Below are 25,265 nucleotides of genomic sequence, written 5' to 3'. Positions count from 1 at the left end.
CACGCATCGGCGCCCACGTCTCGGCACCGCGGCTCGCCGGCGCGCGTCCGGGGAGGGTTACGGTGAGGCAGTGCCTGAGCCGACCACCGACGCCGACCACCTCGCCGCCGCCCCCGCCGGCACCCTCCCGGTCCCCCGCTCCGTCGTGGTCGTGGGCGCCGGCCTCGCCGGGGCGCAGACCGTCGCGGCGCTGCGCGCGCACGGCTTCGACGGCCGCATCACGCTGCTCGGCGCGGAGGGCGTGCCCCCGTACGACCGGCCGCCGCTGTCCAAGGAGCTGCTGACGCGGCCCGAGCCCGTGTGGCTGAGCACGGACCTCGGCGTCGACGTCGAGGCGCTGGGCGACGACGTGCGGCTGGGCGAGCCCGCGCTCGCGCTGGCGGACGGCGTGAACGGCATGAACGGCACGGACGGCGTGGTCGTGACGACGTCGCGCGGGGAGGTGGCGGCCGACGCGGTCGTGCTCGCGGTGGGTTCCGTGCCGCTCGTCCCGCCGGGGTTCGGCGCGACGTCCCTGCTGCACACCGCCGCGGACGCGGACCGCCTGCGGGCGGCGCTGCGCAGCACCCCGGGGCTCCGGCTGGTGATCGTCGGCGCGGGCTGGATCGGCGCCGAGGTCGCGGGCGTCGCGGCGGGCGCGGGGGCCGACGTGACGGTGCTCGAGGCGGCCGGCTCGCCGCTGTCGCGCCAGCTCGGCCCGGCCGTCGGCGGGCTGCTCGCGGGCTGGTACGCGGACGCCGGCGTGCGCCTGCGCACGGGTGCCGCCGTCACGGCCGTCGAGGCCGGCGGTGTGCTCCTGGCCGGGGGCGAGCACGTGCCCGCCGACCTGGTGCTCACCGCGGTGGGGGCGCGGCCGGCGTCGGGCTGGCTGGTCGGCACGCTGCCGCTGGACGCCCGCGGGGCGCTGCTCGTGGACGGCGACGGCCGCGTCCCCGGGCACCCGCGGGTCTGGGCGGTCGGCGACGTCGCGTCGCGCGCGCACCCCGTGTTCGGCACCGTGCCGGGCGGGCACTGGTCGGCCGCGCTGCACGACCCCGACCCGACCGTGCGCGCGATGCTCGGCGTCGAGCAGGCCGGCGCGGGGCACGCGCCGTACGTCTTCTCGCAGCAGCTCGGCCACGACCTCGCGCTGCTCGGGCTGCCCGCGGACGACTCCCCCGTGCTGCTGCGCGGTACCCCGGGCGTCGGCCCGTGGGCGGCGCTCTACCTGGACCCGGCGGAGGGCCCGGCGCCCGTCGGCGTCGTGGACGGCGTCCGCACCGTCCGGGCCGTGCTCCTGGTCGACTCGCCGCGCGACGTCGGCGGCGTCCGGCGCCTCATGAGCCGCGGCGAGCCGCTGCGGCTGGACCTCGCCCGCGCGACCGACCCCGGCGTCCGGCTCAAGGCCGCCGTCGCCGACCCCGCCTGACGCCTCGGGCGTGCCGGCCCTGATCCTCGCTCACGCCGTGAGGAGCAGGCCGGCACGCCCGGTGCGTGCGTCTCGGGTCAGTGCGCGAAGTGGCGCGTCCCGGTGAGGTACATCGTGACGCCGGCGGCCTGGGCGGCCTCGATCACCTCGGCGTCGCGGATGGACCCGCCGGGCTGCACGACGGCGCGGACCCCGGCGTCGAGCAGCACCTGGAGGCCGTCGGCGAACGGGAAGAAGGCGTCCGAGGCCGCGACGGCGCCGCGCGCCCGCTCGACCGGGCCGCACTCGCCCTCGGCGAGGGTGTTCGCGCGCTCCACGGACAGGCGGCACGAGTCGACGCGGTTGACCTGACCCATGCCGATGCCGACGGCGGCGCCGTCGGCGGCGAGCAGGATCGCGTTGGACTTGGCGGCGCGCACGGCCTTCCACGCGAACGCGAGGTCGGCGAGCGTCGCCTCGTCGGCGGCCTCGCCCGCGGCGAGGGTCCACGACGCGGGGTCGTCGCCCTCGGCCTGGAACCGGTCGACCTCCTGGACGAGCATGCCGCCCGAGATCGGGCGGTTCTCGGCGGCGGCCTGCGGCGGGGTGCCCACGACGAGCAGGCGCACGTTCTTCTTCGCCTGCAGGATCTCGAGCGCCTCGGGCTCGAAGCCGGGGGCCACGACGACCTCGGTGAACACGGGGGCGATCTGCTCGGCCGCCGCCTTCGTGATCACCCGGTTGGCCGCGATGACGCCGCCGTACGCCGAGACCGGGTCGGTGGCGTGCGCGCGGGCGTGCGCCTGCGCGATGTCCTCGCCCACGGCGATGCCGCAGGGGTTGGCGTGCTTGATGACGGCCACGGCGGGCCCCTCGTGGTCGTGCGCGGCCCGCCAGGCGGCGTCGGCGTCCACGTAGTTGTTGTAGCTCATCGCCTTGCCGTGCAGCTGGGTCGCCTGGGCGAGGCCGGTGGCGCCGTCGGTCCGCGTGTAGAGGGCGGCCTTCTGGTGCGGGTTCTCCCCGTAGCGCAGCACCTCGGCGCGCTCGTACGCCGCGCCCACGACGTCGGGCATGTGCGACTCGACCGCGGTCTCGTCGGGCGCGTAGACGCTGGCGAACCAGGACGCCACGGCGACGTCGTACTGGGCGGTGTGCGCGAACGCGGCGGCGGCGAGGCGCTTGCGCTGCGCGAAGGTGAAGCCGCCGCCCTGGACCGCGGCCACGACGTCGTCGTAGCGCGCCGGGTCGACGACGACGGCGACGCTCGGGTGGTTCTTCGCCGCGGCGCGGACCATGGACGGCCCGCCGATGTCGATCTGCTCGACGACCTCGTCCGGGCCGGCGCCGGACGCGACCGTGGCCGCGAACGGGTACAGGTTCACGACGACCAGCTCGAACGTCTCGATGCCGAGGTCGGCGAGCTGGGCGAGGTGGTCGGCCTTGCGGGTGTCGGCGAGGATCCCGGCGTGCACGCGCGGGTGCAGCGTCTTGACGCGGCCCTCGAGGCACTCGGGGAAGCCGGTGAGCTCCTCGACGCGGGTGACGGGGACGCCGGCGTCGGCGATCCTCGTGGCGGTGGAGCCGGTGGAGACGAGCTCCACGCCCGCGGCGTGCAGGGCGGTGGCGAGCTCGGTCAGGCCGGTCTTGTCGTAGACGCTGAGCAGAGCGCGGCGCACGGGGCGCTGCGCGTCGTCGGCGAGCTGGACGTCGGGGGCGGTGGGTGCACCGGACATGAGTGTCTTCTCCTCGGGCGGGTTCTCGCGGAAAGACCCTCGCACCCAGGCGGGCGGCGCGCATGACGGGACGTGTCGGCCGCTCCCCGGTGGTGACCCACCCTCGCCAGTCACGGCCGCGGCGAGTCTACCGAACGCCGCCGGGCAGCGTCACGGGTTGCCACGGGTCGTCACGGGAGCACGACCTGGATACCGAGCAGCCTCCAGGCCCGCGCGGCCATCGGTGCGCGGTCGGCCGCGGGACGGCGGGTGAGCGCGCCGGCCACGAGCTCGACGCCGAGCATGAGGTCGTCGACGGTCGTGCCGGGCGGCACCTGGCCGGCCTCCGTCGCCGGTCCGTGCCGTGCCGCGAGCACAGCGAGCACGCGGTCGCGCAGCTCGAGCATGCGCGCGGGCCGGTCCTCGGCCAGGAGGTCGACGACGCCGACCGACTCGATGGCGTGCCGGGTCACGAGCCCGAGGAGCTCGGGCAGCCCGGCACCGGCCGCCGCGGCCGCCTCGAGCGCGTCCACGTTCTCCTCGACGACGGCGGCCACCAGGGAGACGCGGTCCGGGAAGTGGCGGTAGAGGCTGCCCTGACCCACGCCGGCACGGCGGGCGATCGAGCTCAGCGGGGCGGCGGTGCCGGACTCGGCGAAGACGGCGTGCGCCGCCTCGAGGAGCGCCGCGCGGTTGCGGGCCGCAGCAGCGGGCCCGGGGTTGCTCCTGGGCGGGTGAGAGTTGCTCCGAGCGGTCGGCACGGGCCTACACTAGCAACCGGACAGTGTTGTCCGGATAGGTCGTACGACGACGACGCAGCAGCCCGCGAGGGACCGCCCAGCAAGGAGAGCATCATGGCCCTGTCCGCATCCTCGACCGTCGGAGAGTGGCTCGACCACCCCGTCGGAGGCCGCATCCTCGGCACCGTCCTCGAGCAGGCCGGGGCCTCCGCCGACGCGCTCGCCCCGGCGCGCAACCTGCCGCTCGAGCAGCTCGTCACGCTGTCGAACGGGCAGTTCCCCGCCGAGATGATCGACGGCCTCGTCGCCGCGTACCGCGAGCAGGCGCCGGACGACGCGTCCGACGACGCCGCCGAGGGCCGCTCCCCCGCCCCCTGGACCGAGCAGGTCACGCCCGGCCGCTTCGCCGGCCAGACCGTCGTCGTCACCGGCGCAGCCTCCGGCATCGGCCGCGCCGTGGCGTCCCGCGTGGCCCGCGAGGGTGGCCGCGTCGTGGCCGTCGACCTCGCGAAGGAGAAGCTCGACGAGCTCGCCGCGACCCTCGCCGGCGTCGCCCCCGGGGCCGAGGTCGTCGCCGTCGCGGGCGACATCACCTCGCCCGACTCCGTCGAGGAGATCGTGCGCGCGGCCGGCGACCGGGTCGACGCGCTCGCCAACGTCGCCGGCATCATGGACGACATGGGCGCCGTGCACGAGCTCACGGACGCCACCTGGGAGCGCGTGATGCGCGTGAACGTCGACGGCACGATGCGCCTCATGCGCGCCGTCGTCCCGGGGATGCTGGCCGCCGGCGGCGGCCGCATCGTCAACGTGGCCTCCGAGGCGGGCCTGCGCGGCTCCGCCGCCGGCGCCGCGTACACGGCGTCCAAGCACGCCGTCGTGGGGCTGACCAGGTCGTCCGCGGTCATGTACGCCGGCACCGGCGTGCAGGTGAACGCCGTCGCCCCGGGCGGGGTCGCGACCGGCATCCAGGTGCCCACGCAGGCCGAGTTCGGCGGCGCGCGCCTCGGCCGGTTCATGGGCAACATCCCCGGCGTCGCGACGGCGGAGCACCTCGCCGCGTCGATCACGTTCCTGCTGTCCACCGACGCCGTGAACCTCAACGGCGCGATCCTCGCCTCCGACGGCGGCTGGTCCGCCGTCTGACCTCCCACCTGTCAGGACCAGGGGCGGGTATACAGCCCCCTGGTCCTGACAGGTCGCGCATCACTCGGCGGGCATCGGGAGGGCGTCGTCGGCCCACGTGTCCGGGGTGCCGACCCGCCACAGCGAGCGCACCAGCCCGAGCGCGACGGTGGTCACCGCGAGCAGTGCGACCAGCACCCACAGCACGGCACCGATCCCGCCCGCGCCGAGCAGCACGCCGCCGACCAGCGGCGCCAGCGGCATCGCGGCCACCCCGCTGAGGCCCAGCACCGACGACAGCCGGCCCTGCATCTCCCCCGGCGTGATCGCGGCGACGTAGCCCGCCATCGCCGCATTGACGGCCGGCACCAGCAGCACCCCGACACCGACCAGGACGACGTAGGCGAGATACTCCTGCACGACCGCCATCGCGGCGAAGGCCACGACGAGCAACCCGAGCGCCAGCACCGTCAGGGCGCCGAGCCGCACCCTCGCCACGAGCGGGGGCGCGATCACGGCTCCCAGCAGCATCGATCCCGCCGCGACCGTGTCGAGGACGCCGATGAGCACGGGCGAGGTACCGCTCCCGGCGAGCTCGAGGTGGATGCCGATGAGCATCCCGCTCAGCGCCACGTTGACCACGACGAACATCCCGAGGCACGCCCGGAACAGCGGCAGCGACGCCACGAAGCGGAGCCCTTGGCGCAGCGCGACGACGGGGCGGACGGCGCGCTGGTCCGCGACATCACCGTTCAACGGCTCCTTGACGAGGGCCGCGCAGAGCGCCGTGGCCGCCTCGCCCACGACCGCCCCGAGCATCGGGACGACGTGGCCGATGCCGTACAGCACCCCGCCCAGCGGTCCGCCCACCATCCCGGCGACGGCGTCGCGTCCCTGCGCGACGGCGTAGGCGGTCGGCAGCTGCGGCTGGGGGACGACGGCCCGGAACGCACCGCTGATGGCCGGGTCGAGGAACGCGGTGGCGACCGCCGCCCCGAAGAGGACCACGGCGAGGTGCCATGCCGTGAGCCCACCGAGGACGCCCGCGACGACGACCGTCACCCACAGGAGGGCCGCGACGCTCGCGGCGACCACGACCAGGCGGCGCCGGTCCGTGCGGTCGGCGACGACACCCGCGGGCAGGGCGGCGAGCAGCGCGCCGGTCTGCCCGATCGCCGCCACCACCCCCGCCGCCGTGGGCGAGCCCGTGAGCTGGAGCGCCAGCAGCGGCACCGCGAACTTGGTGATGCTGCCGCCCAGGGACTGGGTCGTGAGACCCGTCATCAGCAGCATGTACGGCCGGTTGCGGCGCAGGGGCGAGAGCCGTGCGGTCTCGTCGGCGGTGACGGCTTCGCTCGCGGTGGACGGCGCAGCGGCCGCCGTGGTCCGGGTCATGGGGACGACGGTAGACCCGCAAGACTTGTTGCGCAATGGTTATTGCGCGTTGATCGTTGCGCATTACTCGTTGCGGGATCTTGCTAGGCTCGGGACGTGCTGGAGGAGATGGAGATCAGCGACCCGGAGTCCCTTCGCGCCATCGCCAACCCGGTGCGGCAACGGATCCTCATGCAGCTCGCCGTGGTGGGCCACGCGCGTGCGGCTGACCTGGCCGAGGCGATCGGGCACCCGGCGAACTCCGTGAGCTTCCACCTCCGGGTGCTGGCCAAGGCGGGGATGATCGCCGAGGCACCCGAGCACGCTCGCGACAAGCGCGACCGCGTCTGGACGAACGTCGCGACCAGCTACAACGTGAAGCCCACGGCCGGCGGCGCCGCCGACCTCATCCTGCGCCCCACCCTCGACTGGCTCTCCGAGGTGTTCGCCCACGGCGACCACGAGTCGACGCGCGACGCAGGACGCACGTTCATGCTCACCACGTTGCTGCTCACCCGCGAGGAGGCGAACGAGCTGGTGCACGAGCTCTCGGCACTCCTGAGCCGCTGGTCCGAGTGCAGCGTGGAGGCGACGCGGGCCGCCGGCGACACCACACGCGAGGTGTACCAGGTGCTGACCGCCGTCGCGCCGCGGGACGATCCCCGCGGGGACTCCGCGCCTCCGGGCTCCTCGTCTCCGGACCCCGCCGCCTCCTGAGCCGCGACGTCAGCCGATCGTCGCGCGGCGGCCCTCGACCCGCAGCCCCTCGCGCGCGACGCGACCCACGGTCTCCACGAGCAGTGCACGCTCGGCGACCTTGATCCGCTCGTGCAGCGAGGCCTCGTCGTCGCCGTCGAGGACGGGCACGGTCGCCTGGGCGAGGATGGGGCCGGTGTCGACGCCGGCGTCCACGACGTGCACGGTGCAGCCGGTGACCTTGACGCCGTAGGCGAGGGCGTCGCGCACGCCGTGCGCGCCGGGGAACGACGGCAGCAGCGCGGGGTGCGTGTTGACGATCCGGCCGGCGAACCGCTCGACGAACGAGGGCGCGAGGATGCGCATGAACCCGGCGAGCACCACGTAGTCCGGCCGGAACACGGCGACGGCCTCCGCCACGCCGTCGTTCCATGCGGGGCGGTCGTCGAAGTCCTGCGGGGCGACGGCGACGGACGCCACCCCGGCGTCGCGTGCCAGGTCGAGCGCCCCGGCGCCGGGCTTGTCCGAGACGACGCCGACGACGCGGGCGCCGTAGGCGGGGTCGTCGTGGGCGGCGAGCAGCGCCGCGAGGTTGGAGCCGCCGCCGGAGGCCAGGACGACCAGCCGGGCCTGGGCCGTGCCCTGGGTGGACGTGGACGCGACGGGGTGGCCGGACGGGGTCTGCACGACGTCACCCTACCTGCGCGCCGCCGCCGGTCGGCGGTGGCCTACTGCCCGCGCGACCCGGGCCCGACCCGCAGGTGCATGCCGAGCAGCACCACGGCCGCCCCGACCCCGACCTCGACGGCCACGACCGCGCCGGTGAGCAGCGGGTCCGCCCCCACCTGCGCCAGGCGGCCGGCACCGACCGCTCCCCCGGCCCAGTGCTGCAGCAGGCCCATGACGGCGCCCGCGAGGAGCATCGTCCCCGCCAGCACCTGGGCCAGGTCGGTCCAGCGCACCCGGTCGGGGTCGAGCCGCCGCCAGGAGAACCAGCCGGCGAGCGCACCGCAGGCCACGACGGCCAGCGGCCCCGCGACCGCCGCGGTCGAGCCCGACCAGTCGGGCCCGGGCAGCGCGCCCAGCAGGGGCACGGCGGGCAGGGGGCCCGTCTCGGTGCCGCCCGGGGCGTACAGGGTGCCCTGTCCCACGGCGAAGCCGGTGCCGGCCAGCCACGAGGTGGCCCAGAGCACGAGGTTCGGCAGCAGCGCGAGCTGCGCGACGGCGAACACCACTCCCCCGATCCAGCCCGGGTCCAGCCCGGTCACGACGTCCTCCGACGTCGCCCGCCCGGCCACGACCCACACGAGCGTGAGCGCGGCCCCCAGCCCCGCCAGCGCGGCGAGGGCCAGCGTGCCGGCCTGCAGGCCGAGCCGCGCGACGTCGGGCACCACCCGGTCGAGCAGTCCCCCGGGGACGACCACCTCGGGCCGGTCCGGCGGGACGAGGATGCCGAGCGCCGCCCCGGCGCCGCCCACGACGGCGCCGCCGAGCGCCGCCAGCGCCAGGCGGGGTCCCGCGGCCGCCAACCCGTCGCCACCGGCCACACCGGCGGTCGCGGCGGCGAGGGCGGCGGTCACGGCGGCATAGGTGGCGGTCGCCGCGAGCCAGGCCGCCAGGGTGGGCAGCGCGGACCGCTTGACGGACACGTAGGTGGTGAAGACGGCGAGCGCGCCGATCCCGAGCGGCACGAGGGTGATCACGCCGGAGCCCGCGTCGATCGGCACGCCGTGGCCCAGCAGCCACAGCCCCGTGGCCACGCCGACGGCGCCCGTCCAGGCGGAGTCCGGCGACCCGCCGAGCACCCCGACGACGGCGAGGAGCACGACGACCGCCCCGGACAGCACGATCCCCTGCGCGGTGGCCCACGCGCCCGACGTCGCGGCCGCGAACCGCTCGCCCCCGCGGCCGACGGACCGGGCGGGGGCGCCGCCGTCGACGGTGCGGGGAGATCGGGTGCCGGGTGGTGCGCTCACCGGCCCATCGTCACCCGGAGCGGCGCCCGCACGGCGCAGACACGACGACGGCGCCCGCCCCGGGCAGGGGCGGACGCCGTCGCACGTCGCGTCAGGACGACCGCGTCAGAGCGCCTTGAGGATCTCGCGCATCAGCTCGGCGGTCTCGGACGGCGTCTTGCCGACCTTCACGCCGACGGCTTCGAGGGCCTCCTTCTTGGCCTGCGCGGTGCCCGCGGAGCCGGAGACGATGGCGCCGGCGTGGCCCATCGTCTTGCCCTCGGGGGCGGTGAAGCCCGCGACGTAGCCCACGACCGGCTTCGTCACGTGCTCGGCGATGTACGCCGCCGCGCGCTCCTCGGCGTCGCCGCCGATCTCGCCGATCATGACGATCGCCTTGGTCTCCGGGTCGTTCTCGAAGGCCTCGAGCGCGTCGATGTGCGTGGTGCCGATGACCGGGTCGCCGCCGATGCCGATGGCGGTGGAGAACCCGAGGTCCTTCAGCTCGTACATCATCTGGTAGGTCAGGGTGCCCGACTTCGACACGAGGCCGATCGGGCCCTTGCCGGTGATGGTGTGCGGCGTGATGCCGGCGAGCGACTCGCCCGGCGTGATGATGCCGGGGCAGTTCGGCCCGATCATGCGGGTCTTCTTGCCCTGGAGGTAGGCGAAGACCTCCGCCGAGTCCTGCACCGGGACGCCCTCGGTGATGACGACGATCAGCGGCATCTCGGCGTCGACGGCCTCGATGGCCGCGTCCTTGGTGAACGCCGGGGGCACGAACAGGACCGACACGTTCGCGCCGGTCTCCGCCATGGCCTCCTTGACGGTGCCGAAGACGGGCAGCGTGACGTCGTTGCCCTCGTGGTCCTTGTGGCTCACGGTGGTGCCGGCCTTGCGGGCGTTCACGCCGCCCACGATCTGCGCGCCGGAGTCGAGCATCAGGGCGGTGTGCTTGGCACCCATCCCGCCGGTGATGCCCTGGACGATGATCTTGCTGTCCTTGTTCAGGTAGATCGACATGGTTCTGCTATCTCTGCTTTCGACGTCGGCGGGGCGCTCAGAGGTGGGCGAGCTCGGCGGCCTTGGCCGCGCCGCCGTCCATGGTCTCGGCCAGGGTGACCAGCGGGTGGTTCGCCTCGCGCAGGATGGCGCGACCGAGGTCCACGTTGTTGCCGTCGAGACGCACGACCAGCGGCTTGCTGGCCTCGTCACCGAGGATCTCCAGCGCGCCGACGATGCCCTTGGCGACCTCGTCGCAGGCGGTGATGCCGCCGAAGACGTTGACGAACACGCTCTTGACCTGCGGGTCGTTGAGGATGACGTCCAGGCCGTTCGCCATGACGGTGGCGTTGGCGCCGCCGCCGATGTCGAGGAAGTTGGCCGGCTTGACGCCGCCGTGCTCCTCACCGGCGTACGCGACGACGTCGAGGGTGCTCATCACGAGGCCCGCGCCGTTGCCGATGATGCCGACCTCGCCGTCGAGCTTCACGTAGTTGAGGCCGTTCTCCTTGGCCTTGGCCTCCAGCGGGTCCGCCGCGGCCTTGTCCTCGAGCGCCTCGTGGTCGGGGTGGCGCACCTCGGAGGCGTTGTCGTCGAGCGAGACCTTGCCGTCGAGGGCGACGATCGCGCCGTCCTCGGTGCGGACCAGCGGGTTCACCTCGACGAGCGTGGCGTCCTCGGCCGTGAAGACGGTCCAGAGCTTCTGGATGACGTCCGCGACCGCGGCCTTGAGCTCCTCGGCGAAGTTCGCGGCGTCGACGATCTCGCGCGCCTTGGCCTCGTCGATGCCCACGATCGGGTCGACGGCGACGCGGGCGAGGGCGTCGGGACGCTCCACGGCGAGCTGCTCGATCTCCATGCCGCCCTCGACGGAGCACATGGCGAGGTAGTTGCGGTTCGCGCGGTCCAGGAGCACGGAGAAGTAGAACTCCTCGGCGATCTTGGCGCCCTGCGCGACCATCACGCGGTGGACCGTGTGGCCCTTGATGTCCATCCCGAGGATCTCGGTGGCCTTCTCCTCGGCCTCCGCCGGGGAGTGGGCCAGCTTGACGCCGCCGGCCTTGCCGCGGCCACCGACCTTCACCTGGGCCTTGACGACGACGGTCCCGCCGCCGAGCTTCTCTGCACCTGCGCGAGCCTCTTCGGGCGTCGTCGCGACGACGCCGCCGAGCACGGGCACGCCGTGCTTCTCGAAGATGTCGCGAGCCTGGTATTCGAACAGGTCCACCCTGCTGCGTCCTTCCATCGGTGGTGCCCCTGGGTCGGCAGAGGCCGGCACGAACGGATGTCTCGACATCAAGACATCCCCGAACAGGGTAGTCCGACCCGCACGACGCCGGGAACATCGGCCCGGTATTCCCCTGCCGCAGGTGACCGATCCCACACGTCGCCGCCCGAGTTGTCAGGACCTCCGCCGGGCATACCGCGCGCTCGTCCTGACAGACGCGTCAACCAGGGTTGACATGCGGTCCTGCCGTCAACCATAGTTGACGGCATGACCGAGAAGACGCTCGTCGGCGCGGCCGCCGGCGACGACCCAGGAGAGGGCCTGCGGGCCGTCCGCGCGCTGCGCGACCTGGCCGACCGCCTCGAGACGCTCCAGGTGGAGCGGGCCCGGACGCTCGGCTGGTCGTGGCAGGACGTCGCGGACGCGCTCGGCGTGACCAAGCAGGCGGTCCACAAGAAGCACGGCAGGAGGCTCTGATGTTCGAGAGGTTCACCAAGGACGCGCGCGCCGTCGTCGTCGACGCGCAGGAGGTGGCGGTCGACCTGCGCACCGCCACGATCGACACCCGTCACCTGGTCGTCGCGCTGGCGCGGCGCGAGGGCACCGCCGCCGCGCTCCGGACCACCGGCCTGGACCCGGCCGACGTCGAGGCCCGCTGCCGGCGCGCCGTCGAGGCGGACGACTCCCTCGACGGTGCCGCGCTGGCCTCCGTCGGCGTCGACCTCGACGAGGTCCGGAGGCGCACGGACGAGGTCTTCGGACGTGGCGCCCTCGAACGCGCCGGGAAGCCGCGTCGGCAGCGCTCGCACCACCCGTTCACGCCCGACGCGAAGAAGTCCCTCGAGCTCGCGCTGCGCGAGGCGGTCCGCCTCGGCGACAAGAGCATCGGCGAGCGCCACCTGATGCTCGGCGTGCTGCGCGCCGACTGCCCCGGCGGCCGGGTCCTCCAGTCCGCGCTGCACGACGCGGGGAGCGACGTCGCCGCGCTGCGCGCCGCCGCCCAGGAGCCGCGCGCGGCCTGAGCGCACGGCCCGACGGCCCGGCGTCGCGGCACCCTCGGACCGCTCGGTGGGCCGGCTCGGTGGGCCAGGCCGGTCGGCCGGCTCGGTCGGTCAGCGCGCCGGGGACCCGTCCCCCGGCCCGTCGTCCGCGGTGGCCGCCAGGTAGGCGCGGCCGCGGGGCGACAGCCGGTACCCGACGTCCAGGCTCTCGGTCAGGCCGAGCTCCTTGAGCCGACGCACCCGGATCTTGAACGGGTCGCGCTCCATGCTCAGCCCTTCGGCGAGCGTCCGCGCGACGACGGCGGGCCGCGCCTCGACGAGCTCCAGGTAGGCGCGGGTCCACGGCTCGGGGGCGGCGCGGTCCATGCGCGCGAGCCGCGCGCGGATCTGCTCCACGGCGGCGCCGTCGAGGTCGTCGTCCTCGCGCAGCGCGACCCGCGGGTCCGGGCCCGCGAGCCGCAGGCCCACGCGGTACAGGTCCCCCTCGCCGCGCCGCTCGATCCAGGCGCGGGCCGTGGCGGCCGAGCGGAACCCCGCGCCGCGGGCGGCGTCGTCGTCGACGCTCCCGAGCACCACGGGATCCACCGCCGTCACCTCGACGACGCCGATGCGGGTGCGCATCGTCGACCCGGCGCGCACGCGCACCACCGCCCACCGGCGGTAGGTGTGGGTCACCGTCCCGTCGGCGAGCCCGCGCAGCGTCCGGGCGTCCAGCAGCACACCGTCACCCTGCCAGCGACGACGGCGCCCCGCCCGGCGGCCGTCAGAGCTTCGTGACCGGGGAGTAGCGCAGCAGCAGCCGCTTGGTGCCGTCCGCGCCGAAGTCGATGCGGGCGACGGCGTTGGGGCCGCTGCCCTCCAGCGACACGACCGTGCCGAGCCCGTACGCGTCGTGCGTCACCTTGTCGCCGACGTCGAGGGACGGGACGTCCGCGTCCTTGCGCGGGGTGGCCGAGCCGAACGTCGCTCCGGTGCTCGTCGTCGCGCCGGAGTCCTTCGGGCGGCCGATGCGCCCGCCGACACCCTCGGACGGCGAGCGCCGCTGGGGCGACCAGGTGTCGCCCGACGAGCCTCGCGCGCCGCCCCGGCGGTCCCGCGCCGCGCCGCCCCACGCCGACCCGCCGCGGCGCAGGTACTGGGTCGACGACTCGCGCCGCCGCCAGTCCCACAGCTCCTCGGGGATCTCCTCGAGGAACCGGCTGGGCGGGAACTCGTTGGGCGACCCCCACGCCGACCGCACCGCCGACCGCGAGATGTACAGCCGCTGCCGCGCACGCGTGATCCCGACGTACGCCAGCCGCCGCTCCTCCGCGAGCTCGGAGTCGTCGTGCAGCGAGCGCATGTGCGGGAAGGTGCCGTCCTCCATGCCGGTGAGGAAGACGACGGGGAACTCCAGGCCCTTGGCGGTGTGCAGCGTCATGAGCGTGACGACGCCCTGGTCCTCCTTAGGCTCCTGCTCGGCCTCACCGTCGGCGACGTCCTCGTCGGGGATCTGGTCGGCGTCGGCCACGAGCGAGACCCGCTCGAGGAAGTCGGCCAGGTCGCCCTCGGGGTCGAGCTCGCTGAACTCCGCCGCGACGGCGTGCAGCTCGGCGAGGTTCTCGACGCGGGAGGCGTCCTGCGGGTCGTCGGACGCGCGCAGCTCGGCGAGGTAGCCCGTGCGGTCGAGGACGGCGCCGAGGATCGTCGCGGGCGGCTCGCCGCCGTCGACGAGCGCGCGCAGCTCGCGCATCATGTCGCGGAACGCCAGCAGCGGCTTGGACGTGCGGGACGTCATGCCGGCGATCTCGTCAGCCCGCTCGAGCGCCGCGCCGAACGAGATCCGCTCCCGGTCCGCGAACGACGCCACCAGCGACTCCGCCTTGTCCCCCAGTCCGCGCTTGGGCACGTTGAGCACGCGGCGCAGGTTGACGTCGTCGTCGGGGTTCGCCAGTGCGCGCAGGTACGCGACGGCGTCCTTGATCTCGCGGCGCTCGTAGAACCGGGTGCCGCCCACCACCTTGTACGGCAGCCCGACGCGGATCAGCACCTCCTCCAGCGCCCGCGACTGGGCGTTGGTGCGGTAGAACACCGCGACGTCGCCCGGCCGCACGCCGTCGGAGTCGCCCAGCCGGTCGATCTCCTCGGCGACGAACCGCGCCTCGCCGTGCTCGTCGTCGGCCACGTAGCCGACGATCTTCTCCCCCGCGCCAGCGTCGGTCCACAGCCGCTTGGGCTTGCGGTCCGGGTTGCGCGCGATCACCGCGTTCGCGGCGGTCAGGATCGTCTGGGTGGAGCGGTAGTTCTGCTCGAGCAGGATGGTCGTGGCGTCCGGGTAGTCCTCCTCGAACTCCACGATGTTGCGGATCGTGGCGCCGCGGAACGCGTAGATCGACTGGTCCGCGTCGCCGACCACGGTGAGCTCGGCGGGGTCGAGGCCGTCGACGCCCGGTCCGTCCGCCGTGGCGCCGGCCAGCTCGCGCACCAGCACGTACTGCGCGTGGTTGGTGTCCTGGTACTCGTCCACGAGGATGTGCCGGAACCGGCGGCGGTAGTGCTCCGCGACGTTCGGGAACGCCTGCAGCAGGTTCACGGTGGTCATGATGATGTCGTCGAAGTCGAGCGCGTTCGCCTGCGCGAGCCGCTGCTGGTAGCGCCGGTAGACGTCGGCGAGCACGGTGTCGAACTCCGGCGCCTGCGCGGGCAGCGAGCCGGACGACGCCGCGCGGGCGGCGCGCTCGCGCCAGCCCTCCTCGGTGGCGTCGGCGCCAGACGACTGCGCGTACGCCTCGGGGTCGATCAGCTCGTTCTTGAGGTCGCTGATCTTGTGCGCCAGCGAGCGCGCGGGGTGCTTCTTCGCGTCGAGGTCCAGCTCGCGCGTCACCAGGGTGATGAGGCGCTGGCTGTCCGCCGCGTCGTAGATCGAGAAGCTGGAGCGCAGGCCGAGGGTCTTGGCCTCCTTGCGCAGGATCCGGACGCAGGCGGAGTGGAACGTGGAGACCCACATCCGCCCGCCCGCCGGGCCCACGAGGTGCTCGACGCGCTCCCGCATCTCGGCCGCGGCCTTGTTGGTGAACGTGATCGCGAGGATCTCCCCGGCCCGCGCGCGGCCCGTGGCCAGCAGGTGGGCGATGCGGTGCGTGAGCACGCGCGTCTTGCCCGACCCGGCGCCCGCGACGATGAGCAGCGGCGAACCGGCGTGCTCGACGGCGGCCCGCTGCTGCGGGTTCAGCCCGTCCACCAGCGCCTCGGGGTCGAGGTGCGAGAACGCGCCGTGCGACCGCGGGCGTCCGTCGCCCGGCCGGCCGTCGTGGGCCTCGGACGCGGCGTCGCGCACCCAGGCGGGCGCGCCGGACGCCGGGTCGGCGGCGTCGTCGTCCCAGCGCGGCGCGGTGGACGGCAGGCGGGCCGTGTCGTCCTTCGCGGCGTGGTCGAACCCGGGCAGGGACAGGCTGTCGAACAGGGAGGTCATCGTGGACCAAGCCTAGGCTCCGCTGCCGACATCTCGGTGCCGCCCTCCCGTCAGCGGCGCAGCCGCATCGGCGTGTGCGGGATGTCGTCCTCGAGGTACTCGGGCCCGTCGGGGGCGAAGCCGAACCGCGCGTAGAAGCCGGTCAGCGGCGACTGCGCGCCCAGCACGACGTCGGCCTGCGGCGCGGCGGCGGTGGCGACCTGGACCGCGGCGCGCATGAGCACGCCCGACGCGCCCGTGCCGCGCACGTCCGGGTGACACACGACACGGCCGATGCGCTGCACGTCCCCGTCGTCGAGCACCCGCGCCGTCGCGACCACGCGGCCGTCCCCCTCGCCGTCGAGCAGGACGACGTGCCGCGCCGCGGGCTCGGCGTCGCGGCCGTCCAGGTCGGGGTACGCGCACTCCTGCTCGACGACGAACACGTCCTGCCGCAGCCGCCACGCCTCGTACGCGGTGCGCGCGTCCAGCTCGTCGAGCGTCGCCACACGCACCGTCCACCGGTCGTCGTGCCGCGCTGCCGGGTCCTGCGTCGTCATGGGTCCCCCCTCGTGCCGTGCCTGCCGCCGACACCCTAAGCCGCCGATGAGATCCACCTCCGCCGCCGGTCCCACCCGTACCGCACCCCGCGCGACCGGCGCCGGGTCGTCGCCCGAGGAGGTACCACCGTGGCCGCAGCACGATTCACCGGGGTCCAGACCGTCGCGGTCCCGGTCCGGGACCAGGACGCCGCGCTCGCCTTCTACACCGGCCCGCTCGGGCTGGAGGTCCGCTTCGACGCCGAGCTGCAGCCGGGCTTCCGGTGGGTCGACGTCGCCGCGCCGGGCGCCGCGACGTCGCTCGCTCTCGTGCGCGCCGGCGACGGCCTGCCCGCCGGTGTGGACACCGGGGTCCGGCTCGTCACGCCCGACGCCCGCGGCGCGCACGCGGCCCTGGCGGACGCGGGCGCCGAGGTCGGCGAGCTCCTCCTGTGGGAGTCGGCGCCGCCGATGTTCTCCTTCCGGGACCCCGACGGCAACACCCTGTACGTCACGGAGCACCCCGCCGGCTGACGGCCCGGGCTCGCGGCGGGCCGATCCGGCGGGCGAGACTCCTGGGCATGACCACCCTGCGCTCGATCGTGCTCTTCCTCGCCGCCGCCGTCTTCGAGATCGGCGGCGCCTGGCTGGTGTGGCAGGGGGTGCGCGAGCACCGCGGCTGGGTCTGGATCGGCGCGGGCGTCCTCGCCCTCGGCGCGTACGGGTTCTTCGCGAGCCTGCAGCCGGACGCGAACTTCGGCCGGATCCTCGCGGCGTACGGCGGCGTGTTCGTCGCCGGGTCGCTCGCGTGGGGCATGGTCGTCGACGGCTTCCGCCCCGACCGCTGGGACGTGGCCGGGGCGCTGATCTGCCTCGCCGGCGTCGCCGTCATCATGTACGCGCCGCGGACCGGTGCCGCCTGACCTCGGCCCGTCGGCCCCGCGTCCGGCCCCGGGCGCCGGGCCTCAGGTGAGGACCAGCCCGACCACCCACGCGACGGTCGCGACGAGGCCTCCGGCGAGCTGCACGCCGATGGTGATGAGCGTGGCCTTGAGGGCCGCGCGGGTGGCCGTCCAGGCGACGGCCGCGTCACGCCGCCGGGCCAGCTCGACGAGGAACACCGCGGCGGCGAAGAAGAGGAACAGCCCGACGACCGGCACCACGAAGAACCCGACGATCCCGGCCACGCCGGCGACCGCGAGCGTGCCCCAGGGCACCTCGGCGCGGCGCATGTGGCGGCCCGCGAGCAGCCACTGACCGGTCTCGGCGAGCGCGATCGCCACGGCGGCGACGGCGAAGCACACCCACGCCGTCGTGCCGCCGGTGACCCACGCCCACACGAGGACGCTCCCCAGCACGAGGACGTTGCCGGGGAGTACCTGCACGACGATGCCGACCAGGCCGACGGCGATCGCCAGCCCGACCAGCACCTCCCCCAGGACGCTCATCGCTGCCGCCCCTGGGGCACGGGGACGGTCACCAGAAGACGGCGACCAGGATGTTGACCAGCGTCAGGGCGCCGATCGAGTGCTTGAGGCCGGGGGCCACGGCACCCGTGCCGTTGTCGCCCTTCGAGCCCTGGCGCTTGGCGAGGAACGCGAGCACGGTGATGATCAGCGCGATCACGAGCTTGACGCCGATCTTGGCCATGCTGGGACCCTCGGTGTCCCACATGCCGCTCATCTCGGCGATGCCGACCATGAGGACACCCGCGACGAGCGCCGTCGCGGCGCCGTGGAAGACCCCGCGGTAGAGCCCGGGGCTCTTGATCGACGCGATGTAGCCACCGAGGACGATCGCCCATCCCACGAAGTGGAGGGCGACGAAGACGTGGTAGAGGAACTCCATGCGGGCAGCCTAACCGCGCGCACCCCGGGATCTGACACCGGTGTCCGCAACCGGTCACACGTCACACCCGGGCGGCCCGACGCAAGCCCGTCCCGGCATCGTCCCACTATGTGGTCCCAACATATGGACGCCGTCTCGCGCGACAGCGCTGCATACCGTTACGGTCATCCCCATGACCACGGCCGCGCACCGCCTCCTCGTGACGACTCGTCACGAGATGCCGGCGTGCGTGCGTCGCAGCATGCGCAGCTGTCTGTGCTGCTGTCGCTGATCGCGCCCTACCTCAGCCCCGCCGCCCCCGCGCGGCTCCTGAGCACCGGCGCGCGCCGTCGGTCCTCGGCCCACCCCCGCTGAGTCGCTCGTCGTCGCGCGTCCCGCCCCCGAGGACCCGAGGAACTCCCCCAGATGACGACGCAGACCACCGCAACCGCCCCGACCGGCGAGAACGCCGCCACCGCCCGCGTCCGTCCGCCGCGCGCCGCGCGACCGAACGGGCAGTGGAAGGTGGACGGCACGGAGCCGCTCAACCACAACGAGGTGTTCAAGCAGGAGGCGGCGCCCCTCGGGGTCCGCGAGCGCATCGAGTCGATCTACGCCCGCGAGGGCTTCGACTCGATCGCCGACGACGACCTGCACGGCCGGTTCCGCTGGTGGGGCCTGTACACGCAGCGCAAGCCCGGGATCGACGGCGGCCGCACCGCGACGCTCGAGCCGCACGAGCTCGAGGACCGCTACTTCATGCTGCGGGTCCGGTCCGACGGCCAGGCCCTCTCCCCCGACGCGCTGCGGGTGCTGGGCGGCATCTCCGCCGACTTCGGGCGCGGCTCCGCCGACATCACCGACCGGCAGAACATCCAGTACCACTGGATCGAGATCGAGAGCATGCCGGAGATCTGGCGCCGCCTCGACACCGTCGGGCTCGAGACGACGACGGCGTGCGGCGACTCCCCCCGCGGCTTCCTGGGCAGCCCGGTGGCGGGGATCGCCGCGGACGAGATCATCGACCCGACCCCGGTGATCCTCGAGATCAAGCGGCGCTACATCGGCGACCCGGAGCTCGCGAACCTCCCGCGCAAGTTCAAGACGGCGATCACGGGCCACCCCAGCCTCGACGTGGTGCACGAGATCAACGACATCTCGCTGGTCGGCGTGGTGCACCCGGAGCTCGGCCCCGGCTACGACCTGTGGGTCGGTGGCGCCCTGTCGACCACGCCCCGGCTCGGCGAGCGGCTCGGGGTGTTCGTCACCGAGGAGCAGGCGCCCGACGTCTGGCACGGCGTCATCCGGATCTTCCGCGACTACGGCTACCGGCGGCTGCGCAACAAGGCCCGCCTGAAGTTCCTGCTGGCGGACTGGGGCACGGAGAAGTTCCGCGAGGTGCTGGAGACCGAGTACCTCGGCTACGCACTGCCGGACGGACCCGCCCCGGCGCCGGCCACGCGCCCCGGCGACCACGTGGGCGTGCACGAGCAGAAGGACGGGCGGTTCTACGTGGGCGCCGCGCCCGTCGTCGGGCGGGTGGGGGGCAACACGCTCACCGGGCTGGCCGACCTGATCGAGCGGGTCGGCGCGGAGTCCGCCCGGCTCACCGCGCACCAGAAGGTCGTGATCCTCGGCGTCCCGGGCGACCGCGTCGACGAGCTCCTGGACGGCCTCGAGCCCCTGGGCCTCACCGCCCGCCCGAGCCTCTTCCGCCGCTCCACGATCGCCTGCACGGGCATCGAGTTCTGCAAGCTCGCGATCGTCGACACCAAGGACACCGCGGCCCGCGTGATCGGTGAGCTCGAGGACCGGCTCGGGGACGTGACCTCCCGCCTCGGGCGGCCCATCGAGCTCAACGTCAACGGGTGCCCCAACTCGTGCGCCCGCATCCAGACCGCCGACATCGGGCTCAAGGGCCAGATCATCACGGTCGACGGCGAGCAGATGCCGGGCTTCCAGGTGCACCTGGGCGGCGGCCTGGTCGGCGAGGGGCGCGACGCCGGCGGGCTCGGCCGCACCGTGCGCGGCCTCAAGGTGCCGGCCTCGGAGGTCGGCGACTACGTGGAGCGCGTGGTGCGCCGGTACGACGCCGAGCACGACGGCGACGAGACGTTCGCCCAGTGGGCGCACCGGGCCGACGAGGAGGCCTTGCGGTGACCGCCGTCGAGCTCTCCTCCCCGGTGACGCTGTTCGCCTCCCCGGCCGGCGGGGGCCGGCTCGCCGAGGTGCGGGCCCGGGCCGCGGCGCGCGAGGAGTCCCGGACTGCGCGCCAGCACGCCCGGGCGGCACGGCACCGGCGCTCCGTCGAGGAGCTGCGCCACGTCGTCGAGCGTGGCCAGGCGCAGCTGCACGCCGACGGCGACCGCCCCGAGGCCACCGCCGAGGAGGTCGTCGCGTGGGCGGTGCGGGAGTTCGGCCCGTACCTGGCGGTCGCGTCGTCGATGCAGGACCTGGTCCTCGCGCACCTGGTCTCCCGGCAGCTCCCGTTCGTCGACGTGCTCTTCGGCGACACCGGCTACCACTTCGCGGAGACGCTCGGCACCCGCGGCGCGGTCGAGATCGAGCTGGACGTCGACGTGGTCGACGTCCGCCCCGAGCTCACCGTCGCCGAGCAGGACGCGAAGCACGGCCCCCGCCTGCACGACCGGGACCCGGAGGCCTGCTGCGCCATGCGTAAGGTGGCTCCCATGCGACAGGCCCTGCAGGGCTACGAGGCCTGGGCGACCGGCGTCCGCCGCGGCGAGACCGCGGCCCGCGCGAACGCGCCCCTGGTCGCGTTCGACGAGCGCAACGGCGTCGTGAAGATCAACCCCCTCGCGGCCTGGACCGACGAGGAGGTCCAGGAGTACGCCCGCACGCACGGCGTGGTGGTGAACCCCCTGCTCAGCGACGGCTACCCGTCCGTGGGCTGCGAGCCCTGCACCCAGCGGGTCGAGGCCGGCCAGGACGCCCGGGCAGGGCGCTGGGCCGGTCGGGACAAGGACGAGTGCGGGCTGCACGTATGAGCCGCAGAAGGACGTCCTCGACCGGCGCGCGGGCCGCACGGCCCGCGCCGCCGCACGACACGTACCCCCTGGGCCTGCGCGTCGCCGGACGGCTCGTCATCGTCGTGGGCGGCGGCCCGGTGGCGCTGCGCCGCGTGCGCGGCCTGCTCGCGGCGGGCGCGCGCGTGCGGGTCATCGCGCCCGACGTCGTGCCGGAGCTCGCCGCGCTCGTGGCGGCGGGCACGATCGAGCGCATCACGCGCGGGTACTGCGACGGGGACCTCGACGGCGCCTGGCTCGTGCACACCGCGACCGGCGACCCCGACGTGGACGCCCGCGTGGCCGAGGACGCCGAGCTGCTGCGGACGTTCTGCATCACGGCGGGGGACGCCGGCCTCGGCTCGGCATGGGTGCCCGCCGTGGCCCGTACCCCGGTGACCGACGCCGCCGGGCGGCCGGCCGGCGACCTCGCCGTCGCCGTCACCGCCGGTCGGGACCCGCGTCGCGCCGTGCGGGTGCGCGACGCCGTCGTGGCCGGGCTCGACGACGGCAGCCTCCCGCTGCGCGCCGTGCGGGCCGTGGACGCCGCCGACGGGCGGCCCGCGACCGGCGGCGCGCGGGTCGGCCGCGTCGCCCTCGTGGGCGGCGGCCCCGGGGACCCGGGCCTCGTCACCGTCCGCGGACGCCGGCTGCTCGCCGCGGCCCACGTCGTCGTGGTCGACCGCCTCGCTCCGCGCTCGCTGCTGGCCGGGCTGGGCGACGACGTCGAGGTGGTCGACGTCGGCAAGACCTCCGGGCACCACCCCGTGCCGCAGGAGGAGATCACCGCGCTGCTGGTGCGGCACGCCCTCGCCGGGCGCGACGTGGTGCGGCTCAAGGGCGGCGACCCGTACGTCTTCGGCCGCGGGGGCGAGGAGCTCGACGCCTGCCGCGCCGCCGGGATCGAGGTGGAGGTGGTGCCGGGCGTGACCTCCGCCGTGTCCGTGCCGGCCGCCGCCGGCATCCCGGTCACCCACCGCGGCCTGGCCCGCGGGTTCAGCGTGCTCACCGGGCACGACGACGTCGGGCAGGTGCCGGGCGGCACCGACCACACGCTCGTGCTGCTCATGGGCGTCACGCGGCTGGCGGACACCGCCCGCGCGCTCGTCGCCGCCGGCCGGCCGGCGGACACGCCCGTCGCCGTCGTCGAGGACGGGTTCGGTGCCCGCCAGCGCACGACGGTGGGCACCCTCGCCGACATCGCCGACCGGGCGCGCGCCGTCGGCGTGCAGGCCCCGGCGGTCACCGTCGTGGGTGACGTCGTGCGGCGCAGCCCGGCGTGGACGGGTCCGGCGTCTCCGCACGACCCCGCTCACACGACCACCACCCCCGCGGTGAGGTCGTCGTGACGGAGGTTCACGCGGGCGAAACGGCACGGGACGGCGAGCGCCCTAGGGTCGCGGCATGACCACGCCCGCGCTCCTCGCCGTCTCGCACGGCACCGCGTCCGCCACCGGCGCCGGCGCGGTGGCGACCCTCGTCGAGGCGGTCGCCGCCCGCCTCCCCGACGTCCCCGTGCACGCCGGGTTCGTCGACGTGCAGCAGCCGGACGTGCCCGCCTGCCTGGGCGGCCTGCGCGCGGCCGCCGCGGGGGCGGTCGTCGTGCCGCTGCTGCTGTCCGCCGGCTACCACGTGCACGTCGACCTGCGCGAGGACGTCGACGCCGCGACCACGGCCGGTGACCAGGTGACGCTCGGCGGCGCGCTCGGGCCCGACGACCGGCTCGTCGGCGTGCTCGAGCGGCGTCTCGCCGAGGCCGGGGTGCGCGACGACGACGTGGTGGTCCTGGCCGCGGCCGGGTCCAGCGACGCGCGCGCCGTCGCCGACTGCGAGGCCACCGCCGCCCGCCTGGGGGACCGTCTCGGCAGCCGTGTCGGCGTCGGGTACATCGCCAACGCCGTCCCGCGCGTGCACGAGGTGGTCGCCGCGGCCCGCGCGGAGCACCCGGGGCGCCGCGTCGTCGTCGCGTCCTACCTGCTCGCCCCGGGATTCTTCGCCGACCTTGCCGCCCGCGCGGGCGGCGACGTCACGACCGCGCCGCTCCTGGTCGCCGACGAGGACGCGCCCACCGAGCTCGTGGACGTCGTCGTCGAGCGGTACCGGGCCGCGGTCACAGCAGCCGGCGCGCCGCTGCCCACCGCGTGAGCTCGTAGCGGCTCGACAGCTGCAGCTTGCGCAGCACGGCCGACACGTGCGTCTCGACCGTCTTGATGGAGATGAACAGCTCGCTCGCCACCTCGCGGTAGGAGTAGCCGCGCGCGATGAGGCGCATGACCTCCTGCTCCCGCTTGGACAGCCTGTCCAGCTCGTCGTCCGCGACGGCGACGTCACCCGCGGCCGTGCCGAACGCGTCCAGGACGAAGCCCGCGAGGCGCGGCGAGAACACGGCGTCCCCTCCGGCCACGCGGACGACGGCGCCGGACAGGTCCGACGCCGAGATGTTCTTCGTGACGTAGCCCCGCGCGCCCGCGCGGATGACCGCCACGACGTCCTCGGCCGCGTCCGACACGGACAGCGCGAGGAACTTCGTCTCGCCGAGCAGGTCGGCGCAGCGCCGCACGACCTCCGCCCCGCCGCCGTTGCCGCCGGGAAGGTGCACGTCGAGCAGCACGACCGGCGGCCGGTGCTCGTGGACGACGGCGACCGCCTGGTCGACGTCCGCCGCCTCGCCCACCACCTGCACCCGGGCGTCGAGGCTGGCGCGGACGCCGGTGCGGAACATGTGGTGGTCGTCGACGAGGACGACCGGGACCGGCCCCGTCGCCTGCGTCGTCGCGTCGGTGGGAGTGGTCACGCGCGTGCTCCTTCGTTGTCGCTGGTCGGACCCGGGGTCCGCTGAGGATCGGGCGGCGGGGCCTGGCCGTCCCGCGGCATGCGCAGCCGCACCTCCGTGCCCCAGCCGGAGCGGCTCGTCACGTCGGCCGTGCCCCCGCGCCGGTGCACGCGCCCGAGGATCGACTCCCGGACACCGAAGCGGTCCGGCGCGATGTCGTCCATCTCGAAGCCGTCGCCGCGGTCGCGGACGAACACCTCGACGGCGGCGTCGGTGACCTCGAGGTACACGGTGACGGGCGGGCGGCCGTGCACGACGGCGTTCACCAGCGCCTCGCGGGACGCCTGCAGCAGGGCCGACGTCTCCTCCGTGGGGGCGCAGTCGCCCACCACGACCGTCTCCACCTCGACCGCACGCCCGTCCTCGACCTCCGCGACGAGCGCGCGCAGCTCGGCCGCGAGCGACGTGCCCGGGGCCGTGCGGTCGGTGTACAGCCACTCGCGCAGCTCGCGCTCCTGGGCCCGCGCCATGCGGGCCACGGCCTCCGGGTCGTCGGCCCGCGAGCGGATGAGGGCGAGGGTCTGCAGCACGGAGTCGTGCAGGTGGGCGGCGATGTCGGCGCGCTCTGCCTCCCGGGCGCGGGCGGCCCGCTCGTCGCCGAGCTCCCGCACGAGCCGCAGCCACCACGGCGCCAGCATGAGCGCCGCGCCCGCGAGGACGGCCAGCGACGCCACGGCCGCCTGCAGCAGCACCGGGACGGGGGCGTCCTGGCCGATGAGCAGCAGCACCCCCACCATGACGAGGACGACGCCGCCGACGAGCCGCAGCACCAGCGTCGAGCGCCGCGCGTGCGGCGACCCGTCGGCCGGACGCCCGCGCTGCGCGGCGTCGAGCTGGCTCCACGCGAGCGCCAGGCCACCGACGGCGACGAGCGCCGGGAGCACCCAGGACGCGCCGATGTCCCAGCCCGCCCGGACGGCCACGAGGATGAACGCGCCCACGATGAGGCCCGCGCCGATGAGGACGTCGCGCACGGGCAGGGCCGCCACCGGGCCCCGGAGGCGCAGCCGCGGCGCCAGCCGCTGCAGCGACGTGGGCGTGGTGTCGGCGGCCTGCCGGGGGTCGCCCGACGGCACGGTCACCCACCAGAACACGTACGCCACCGCGCCCGCCCCGCCCGCGAGGGTGAGGATCAGGAACGCGAGCCGCACCACCGCGACCGGGACGCGCAGGTGCGCGGCGAGCCCCGCGGCGACGCCGCCCAGCACCCGCCCCTGAGGGGGCCGGCGCAGCGGGAGGCGCGAGGGTCGCTCGGTGGTCATGCTCCCGATCCTGGCACGTCAGGGACCCCTCGGGGCGCGACAGCCCGAGGATTCAGGGTGGCCCGTCCCACCGAATCAGGGTCGTGTCAGGGCAGCACCCGATGCCGCGCGGGCCGCCCGGTCGCCAG

The 25,265-nt window shown here is 75.0% G+C and carries 25 protein-coding genes; 11 read left to right on the top strand and 14 right to left on the bottom strand.

The window, feature by feature from the left end; all coding sequences use genetic code 11:
- The first annotated feature begins 70 nt into the window (after positions 1 to 70).
- Positions 71 to 1,408 carry an NAD(P)/FAD-dependent oxidoreductase gene (locus ACH436_RS11135; RefSeq protein ID WP_430560242.1) on the top strand — a complete coding sequence of 446 codons (1,338 nt, stop codon included), beginning with the start codon at positions 71 to 73 and terminating at the stop codon, positions 1,406 to 1,408.
- A gap of 77 nt (positions 1,409 to 1,485) precedes the next feature.
- Here the strand turns inward: ACH436_RS11135 and purH are convergent, their stop codons facing one another.
- Together purH and ACH436_RS11125 are read right to left on the bottom strand one after the other, a co-directional pair.
- Positions 1,486 to 3,120 carry a bifunctional phosphoribosylaminoimidazolecarboxamide formyltransferase/IMP cyclohydrolase gene (gene purH, locus ACH436_RS11130; protein WP_430560241.1) on the bottom strand — a complete coding sequence of 545 codons (1,635 nt, stop codon included), beginning with the start codon at positions 3,118 to 3,120 and terminating at the stop codon, positions 1,486 to 1,488.
- 170 nt (positions 3,121 to 3,290) lie between these two features.
- Positions 3,291 to 3,860 (bottom strand): TetR family transcriptional regulator, encoded by a 570-nt coding sequence (locus ACH436_RS11125; RefSeq protein WP_430560240.1) that lies wholly within the window; start codon positions 3,858 to 3,860, stop codon positions 3,291 to 3,293.
- Between the two features lie 93 nt (positions 3,861 to 3,953).
- Here ACH436_RS11125 and ACH436_RS11120 point away from each other — a divergent pair, with 93 nt between their 5' ends.
- On the top strand, positions 3,954 to 4,985 hold the full coding sequence (locus tag ACH436_RS11120) for an SDR family NAD(P)-dependent oxidoreductase (protein WP_430560239.1): 1,032 nt from the start codon (positions 3,954 to 3,956) through the stop codon (positions 4,983 to 4,985).
- Positions 4,986 to 5,045: 60 nt separating this feature from the next.
- Here the strand turns inward: ACH436_RS11120 and ACH436_RS11115 are convergent, their stop codons facing one another.
- Positions 5,046 to 6,359, bottom strand: a complete 1,314-nt coding sequence (locus ACH436_RS11115) for an MFS transporter (RefSeq protein WP_430560238.1) — start codon at positions 6,357 to 6,359, stop codon at positions 5,046 to 5,048.
- 96 nt (positions 6,360 to 6,455) lie between these two features.
- Between ACH436_RS11115 and ACH436_RS11110 the strand changes: the two genes are divergently transcribed.
- Positions 6,456 to 7,055: an ArsR/SmtB family transcription factor gene (locus ACH436_RS11110; RefSeq protein ID WP_430560237.1), complete on the top strand. Its 600-nt coding sequence runs from the start codon at positions 6,456 to 6,458 to the stop codon at positions 7,053 to 7,055.
- Between the two features lie 9 nt (positions 7,056 to 7,064).
- On the opposite strand, the gene purN is transcribed toward ACH436_RS11110, so the two are convergent.
- The 4 genes from purN to sucC all read right to left on the bottom strand — a co-directional run bounded on the left by purN (position 7,065) and on the right by sucC (position 11,219).
- Positions 7,065 to 7,721, bottom strand: a complete 657-nt coding sequence (purN, locus tag ACH436_RS11105) for a phosphoribosylglycinamide formyltransferase (protein WP_430560236.1) — start codon at positions 7,719 to 7,721, stop codon at positions 7,065 to 7,067.
- A gap of 41 nt (positions 7,722 to 7,762) precedes the next feature.
- On the bottom strand, positions 7,763 to 9,010 hold the full coding sequence (locus tag ACH436_RS11100) for a DUF6350 family protein (protein ID WP_430560235.1): 1,248 nt from the start codon (positions 9,008 to 9,010) through the stop codon (positions 7,763 to 7,765).
- 105 nt (positions 9,011 to 9,115) lie between these two features.
- On the bottom strand, positions 9,116 to 10,012 hold the full coding sequence (gene sucD, locus ACH436_RS11095) for a succinate--CoA ligase subunit alpha (protein ID WP_430560234.1): 897 nt from the start codon (positions 10,010 to 10,012) through the stop codon (positions 9,116 to 9,118).
- Positions 10,013 to 10,049: 37 nt separating this feature from the next.
- Positions 10,050 to 11,219: an ADP-forming succinate--CoA ligase subunit beta gene (gene sucC / locus ACH436_RS11090; protein ID WP_430560233.1), complete on the bottom strand. Its 1,170-nt coding sequence runs from the start codon at positions 11,217 to 11,219 to the stop codon at positions 10,050 to 10,052.
- A gap of 267 nt (positions 11,220 to 11,486) precedes the next feature.
- Here sucC and ACH436_RS11085 point away from each other — a divergent pair, with 267 nt between their 5' ends.
- Together ACH436_RS11085 and ACH436_RS11080 are read left to right on the top strand one after the other, a co-directional pair.
- Positions 11,487 to 11,696, top strand: coding sequence for an RNA polymerase subunit sigma-70 (locus ACH436_RS11085; protein ID WP_430560232.1), 210 nt, complete (start codon positions 11,487 to 11,489; stop codon positions 11,694 to 11,696).
- On the top strand, positions 11,696 to 12,241 hold the full coding sequence (locus ACH436_RS11080) for a Clp protease N-terminal domain-containing protein (protein WP_430560231.1): 546 nt from the start codon (positions 11,696 to 11,698) through the stop codon (positions 12,239 to 12,241). Before ACH436_RS11085 ends, ACH436_RS11080 begins: the two co-directional genes overlap by 1 nt.
- Before the next feature lie 90 nt (positions 12,242 to 12,331).
- Here ACH436_RS11080 and ACH436_RS11075 read toward each other — a convergent pair whose 3' ends face one another.
- From ACH436_RS11075 to ACH436_RS11065, 3 genes are read right to left on the bottom strand one after another with little or no spacing between them, the layout of a single operon-like run.
- Positions 12,332 to 12,940, bottom strand: coding sequence for a hypothetical protein (locus ACH436_RS11075; protein WP_430560230.1), 609 nt, complete (start codon positions 12,938 to 12,940; stop codon positions 12,332 to 12,334).
- Between the two features lie 43 nt (positions 12,941 to 12,983).
- Positions 12,984 to 15,671 (bottom strand): UvrD-helicase domain-containing protein, encoded by a 2,688-nt coding sequence (locus tag ACH436_RS11070; RefSeq protein WP_430560229.1) that lies wholly within the window; start codon positions 15,669 to 15,671, stop codon positions 12,984 to 12,986.
- 50 nt (positions 15,672 to 15,721) lie between these two features.
- Positions 15,722 to 16,210: a GNAT family N-acetyltransferase gene (locus ACH436_RS11065; RefSeq protein WP_430560228.1), complete on the bottom strand. Its 489-nt coding sequence runs from the start codon at positions 16,208 to 16,210 to the stop codon at positions 15,722 to 15,724.
- A gap of 129 nt (positions 16,211 to 16,339) precedes the next feature.
- Between ACH436_RS11065 and ACH436_RS11060 the strand changes: the two genes are divergently transcribed.
- Positions 16,340 to 16,723 carry a VOC family protein gene (locus tag ACH436_RS11060; protein ID WP_430560227.1) on the top strand — a complete coding sequence of 128 codons (384 nt, stop codon included), beginning with the start codon at positions 16,340 to 16,342 and terminating at the stop codon, positions 16,721 to 16,723.
- Between the two features lie 47 nt (positions 16,724 to 16,770).
- Positions 16,771 to 17,112, top strand: coding sequence for a YnfA family protein (locus ACH436_RS11055; RefSeq protein ID WP_430560226.1), 342 nt, complete (start codon positions 16,771 to 16,773; stop codon positions 17,110 to 17,112).
- A 42-nt stretch (positions 17,113 to 17,154) separates the two neighbouring features.
- On the opposite strand, the gene ACH436_RS11050 is transcribed toward ACH436_RS11055, so the two are convergent.
- Positions 17,155 to 17,637: a DUF456 domain-containing protein gene (locus ACH436_RS11050; protein WP_430560225.1), complete on the bottom strand. Its 483-nt coding sequence runs from the start codon at positions 17,635 to 17,637 to the stop codon at positions 17,155 to 17,157.
- Between the two features lie 28 nt (positions 17,638 to 17,665).
- Positions 17,666 to 18,037, bottom strand: a complete 372-nt coding sequence (locus tag ACH436_RS11045; protein WP_430560224.1) for a hypothetical protein — start codon at positions 18,035 to 18,037, stop codon at positions 17,666 to 17,668.
- Between the two features lie 405 nt (positions 18,038 to 18,442).
- Between ACH436_RS11045 and ACH436_RS11040 the strand changes: the two genes are divergently transcribed.
- The 4 genes from ACH436_RS11040 to ACH436_RS11025 are packed head-to-tail and all read left to right on the top strand — an operon-like array spanning position 18,443 to position 23,187.
- Entirely contained in the window at positions 18,443 to 20,176 is a 1,734-nt protein-coding gene (locus tag ACH436_RS11040; RefSeq protein WP_430560223.1) for a nitrite/sulfite reductase, read from the top strand.
- Positions 20,173 to 21,024 (top strand): phosphoadenylyl-sulfate reductase, encoded by an 852-nt coding sequence (locus ACH436_RS11035; protein ID WP_430560222.1) that lies wholly within the window; start codon positions 20,173 to 20,175, stop codon positions 21,022 to 21,024. The genes ACH436_RS11040 and ACH436_RS11035 overlap by 4 nt, the downstream gene beginning before the upstream one ends.
- A complete protein-coding gene (cobA, locus tag ACH436_RS11030; RefSeq protein ID WP_430560221.1) occupies positions 21,021 to 22,391 on the top strand; it encodes a uroporphyrinogen-III C-methyltransferase in 1,371 nt (456 codons plus the stop codon). Before ACH436_RS11035 ends, cobA begins: the two co-directional genes overlap by 4 nt.
- A 55-nt stretch (positions 22,392 to 22,446) precedes the next feature.
- A complete protein-coding gene (locus ACH436_RS11025; protein WP_430560220.1) occupies positions 22,447 to 23,187 on the top strand; it encodes a sirohydrochlorin chelatase in 741 nt (246 codons plus the stop codon).
- On the opposite strand, the gene ACH436_RS11020 is transcribed toward ACH436_RS11025, so the two are convergent.
- Together ACH436_RS11020 and ACH436_RS11015 are read right to left on the bottom strand one after the other, a co-directional pair.
- The gene (locus ACH436_RS11020; protein ID WP_430560219.1) at positions 23,153 to 23,836 is read right to left on the bottom strand and encodes a response regulator; all 684 of its coding nucleotides are present in this window, start codon (positions 23,834 to 23,836) and stop codon (positions 23,153 to 23,155) included. The genes ACH436_RS11025 and ACH436_RS11020 overlap by 35 nt on opposite strands.
- Positions 23,833 to 25,137 carry a PspC domain-containing protein gene (locus tag ACH436_RS11015; protein ID WP_430560218.1) on the bottom strand — a complete coding sequence of 435 codons (1,305 nt, stop codon included), beginning with the start codon at positions 25,135 to 25,137 and terminating at the stop codon, positions 23,833 to 23,835. Before ACH436_RS11015 ends, ACH436_RS11020 begins: the two co-directional genes overlap by 4 nt.
- Positions 25,138 to 25,265: the final 128 nt, after the last annotated feature.

Source organism: Isoptericola sp. NPDC019693, from assembly GCF_044389085.1.
Taxonomy (GTDB): Bacteria; Actinomycetota; Actinomycetes; order Actinomycetales; family Cellulomonadaceae; genus Isoptericola.
This window is presented reverse-complemented; position numbering and strand designations above follow the sequence as displayed.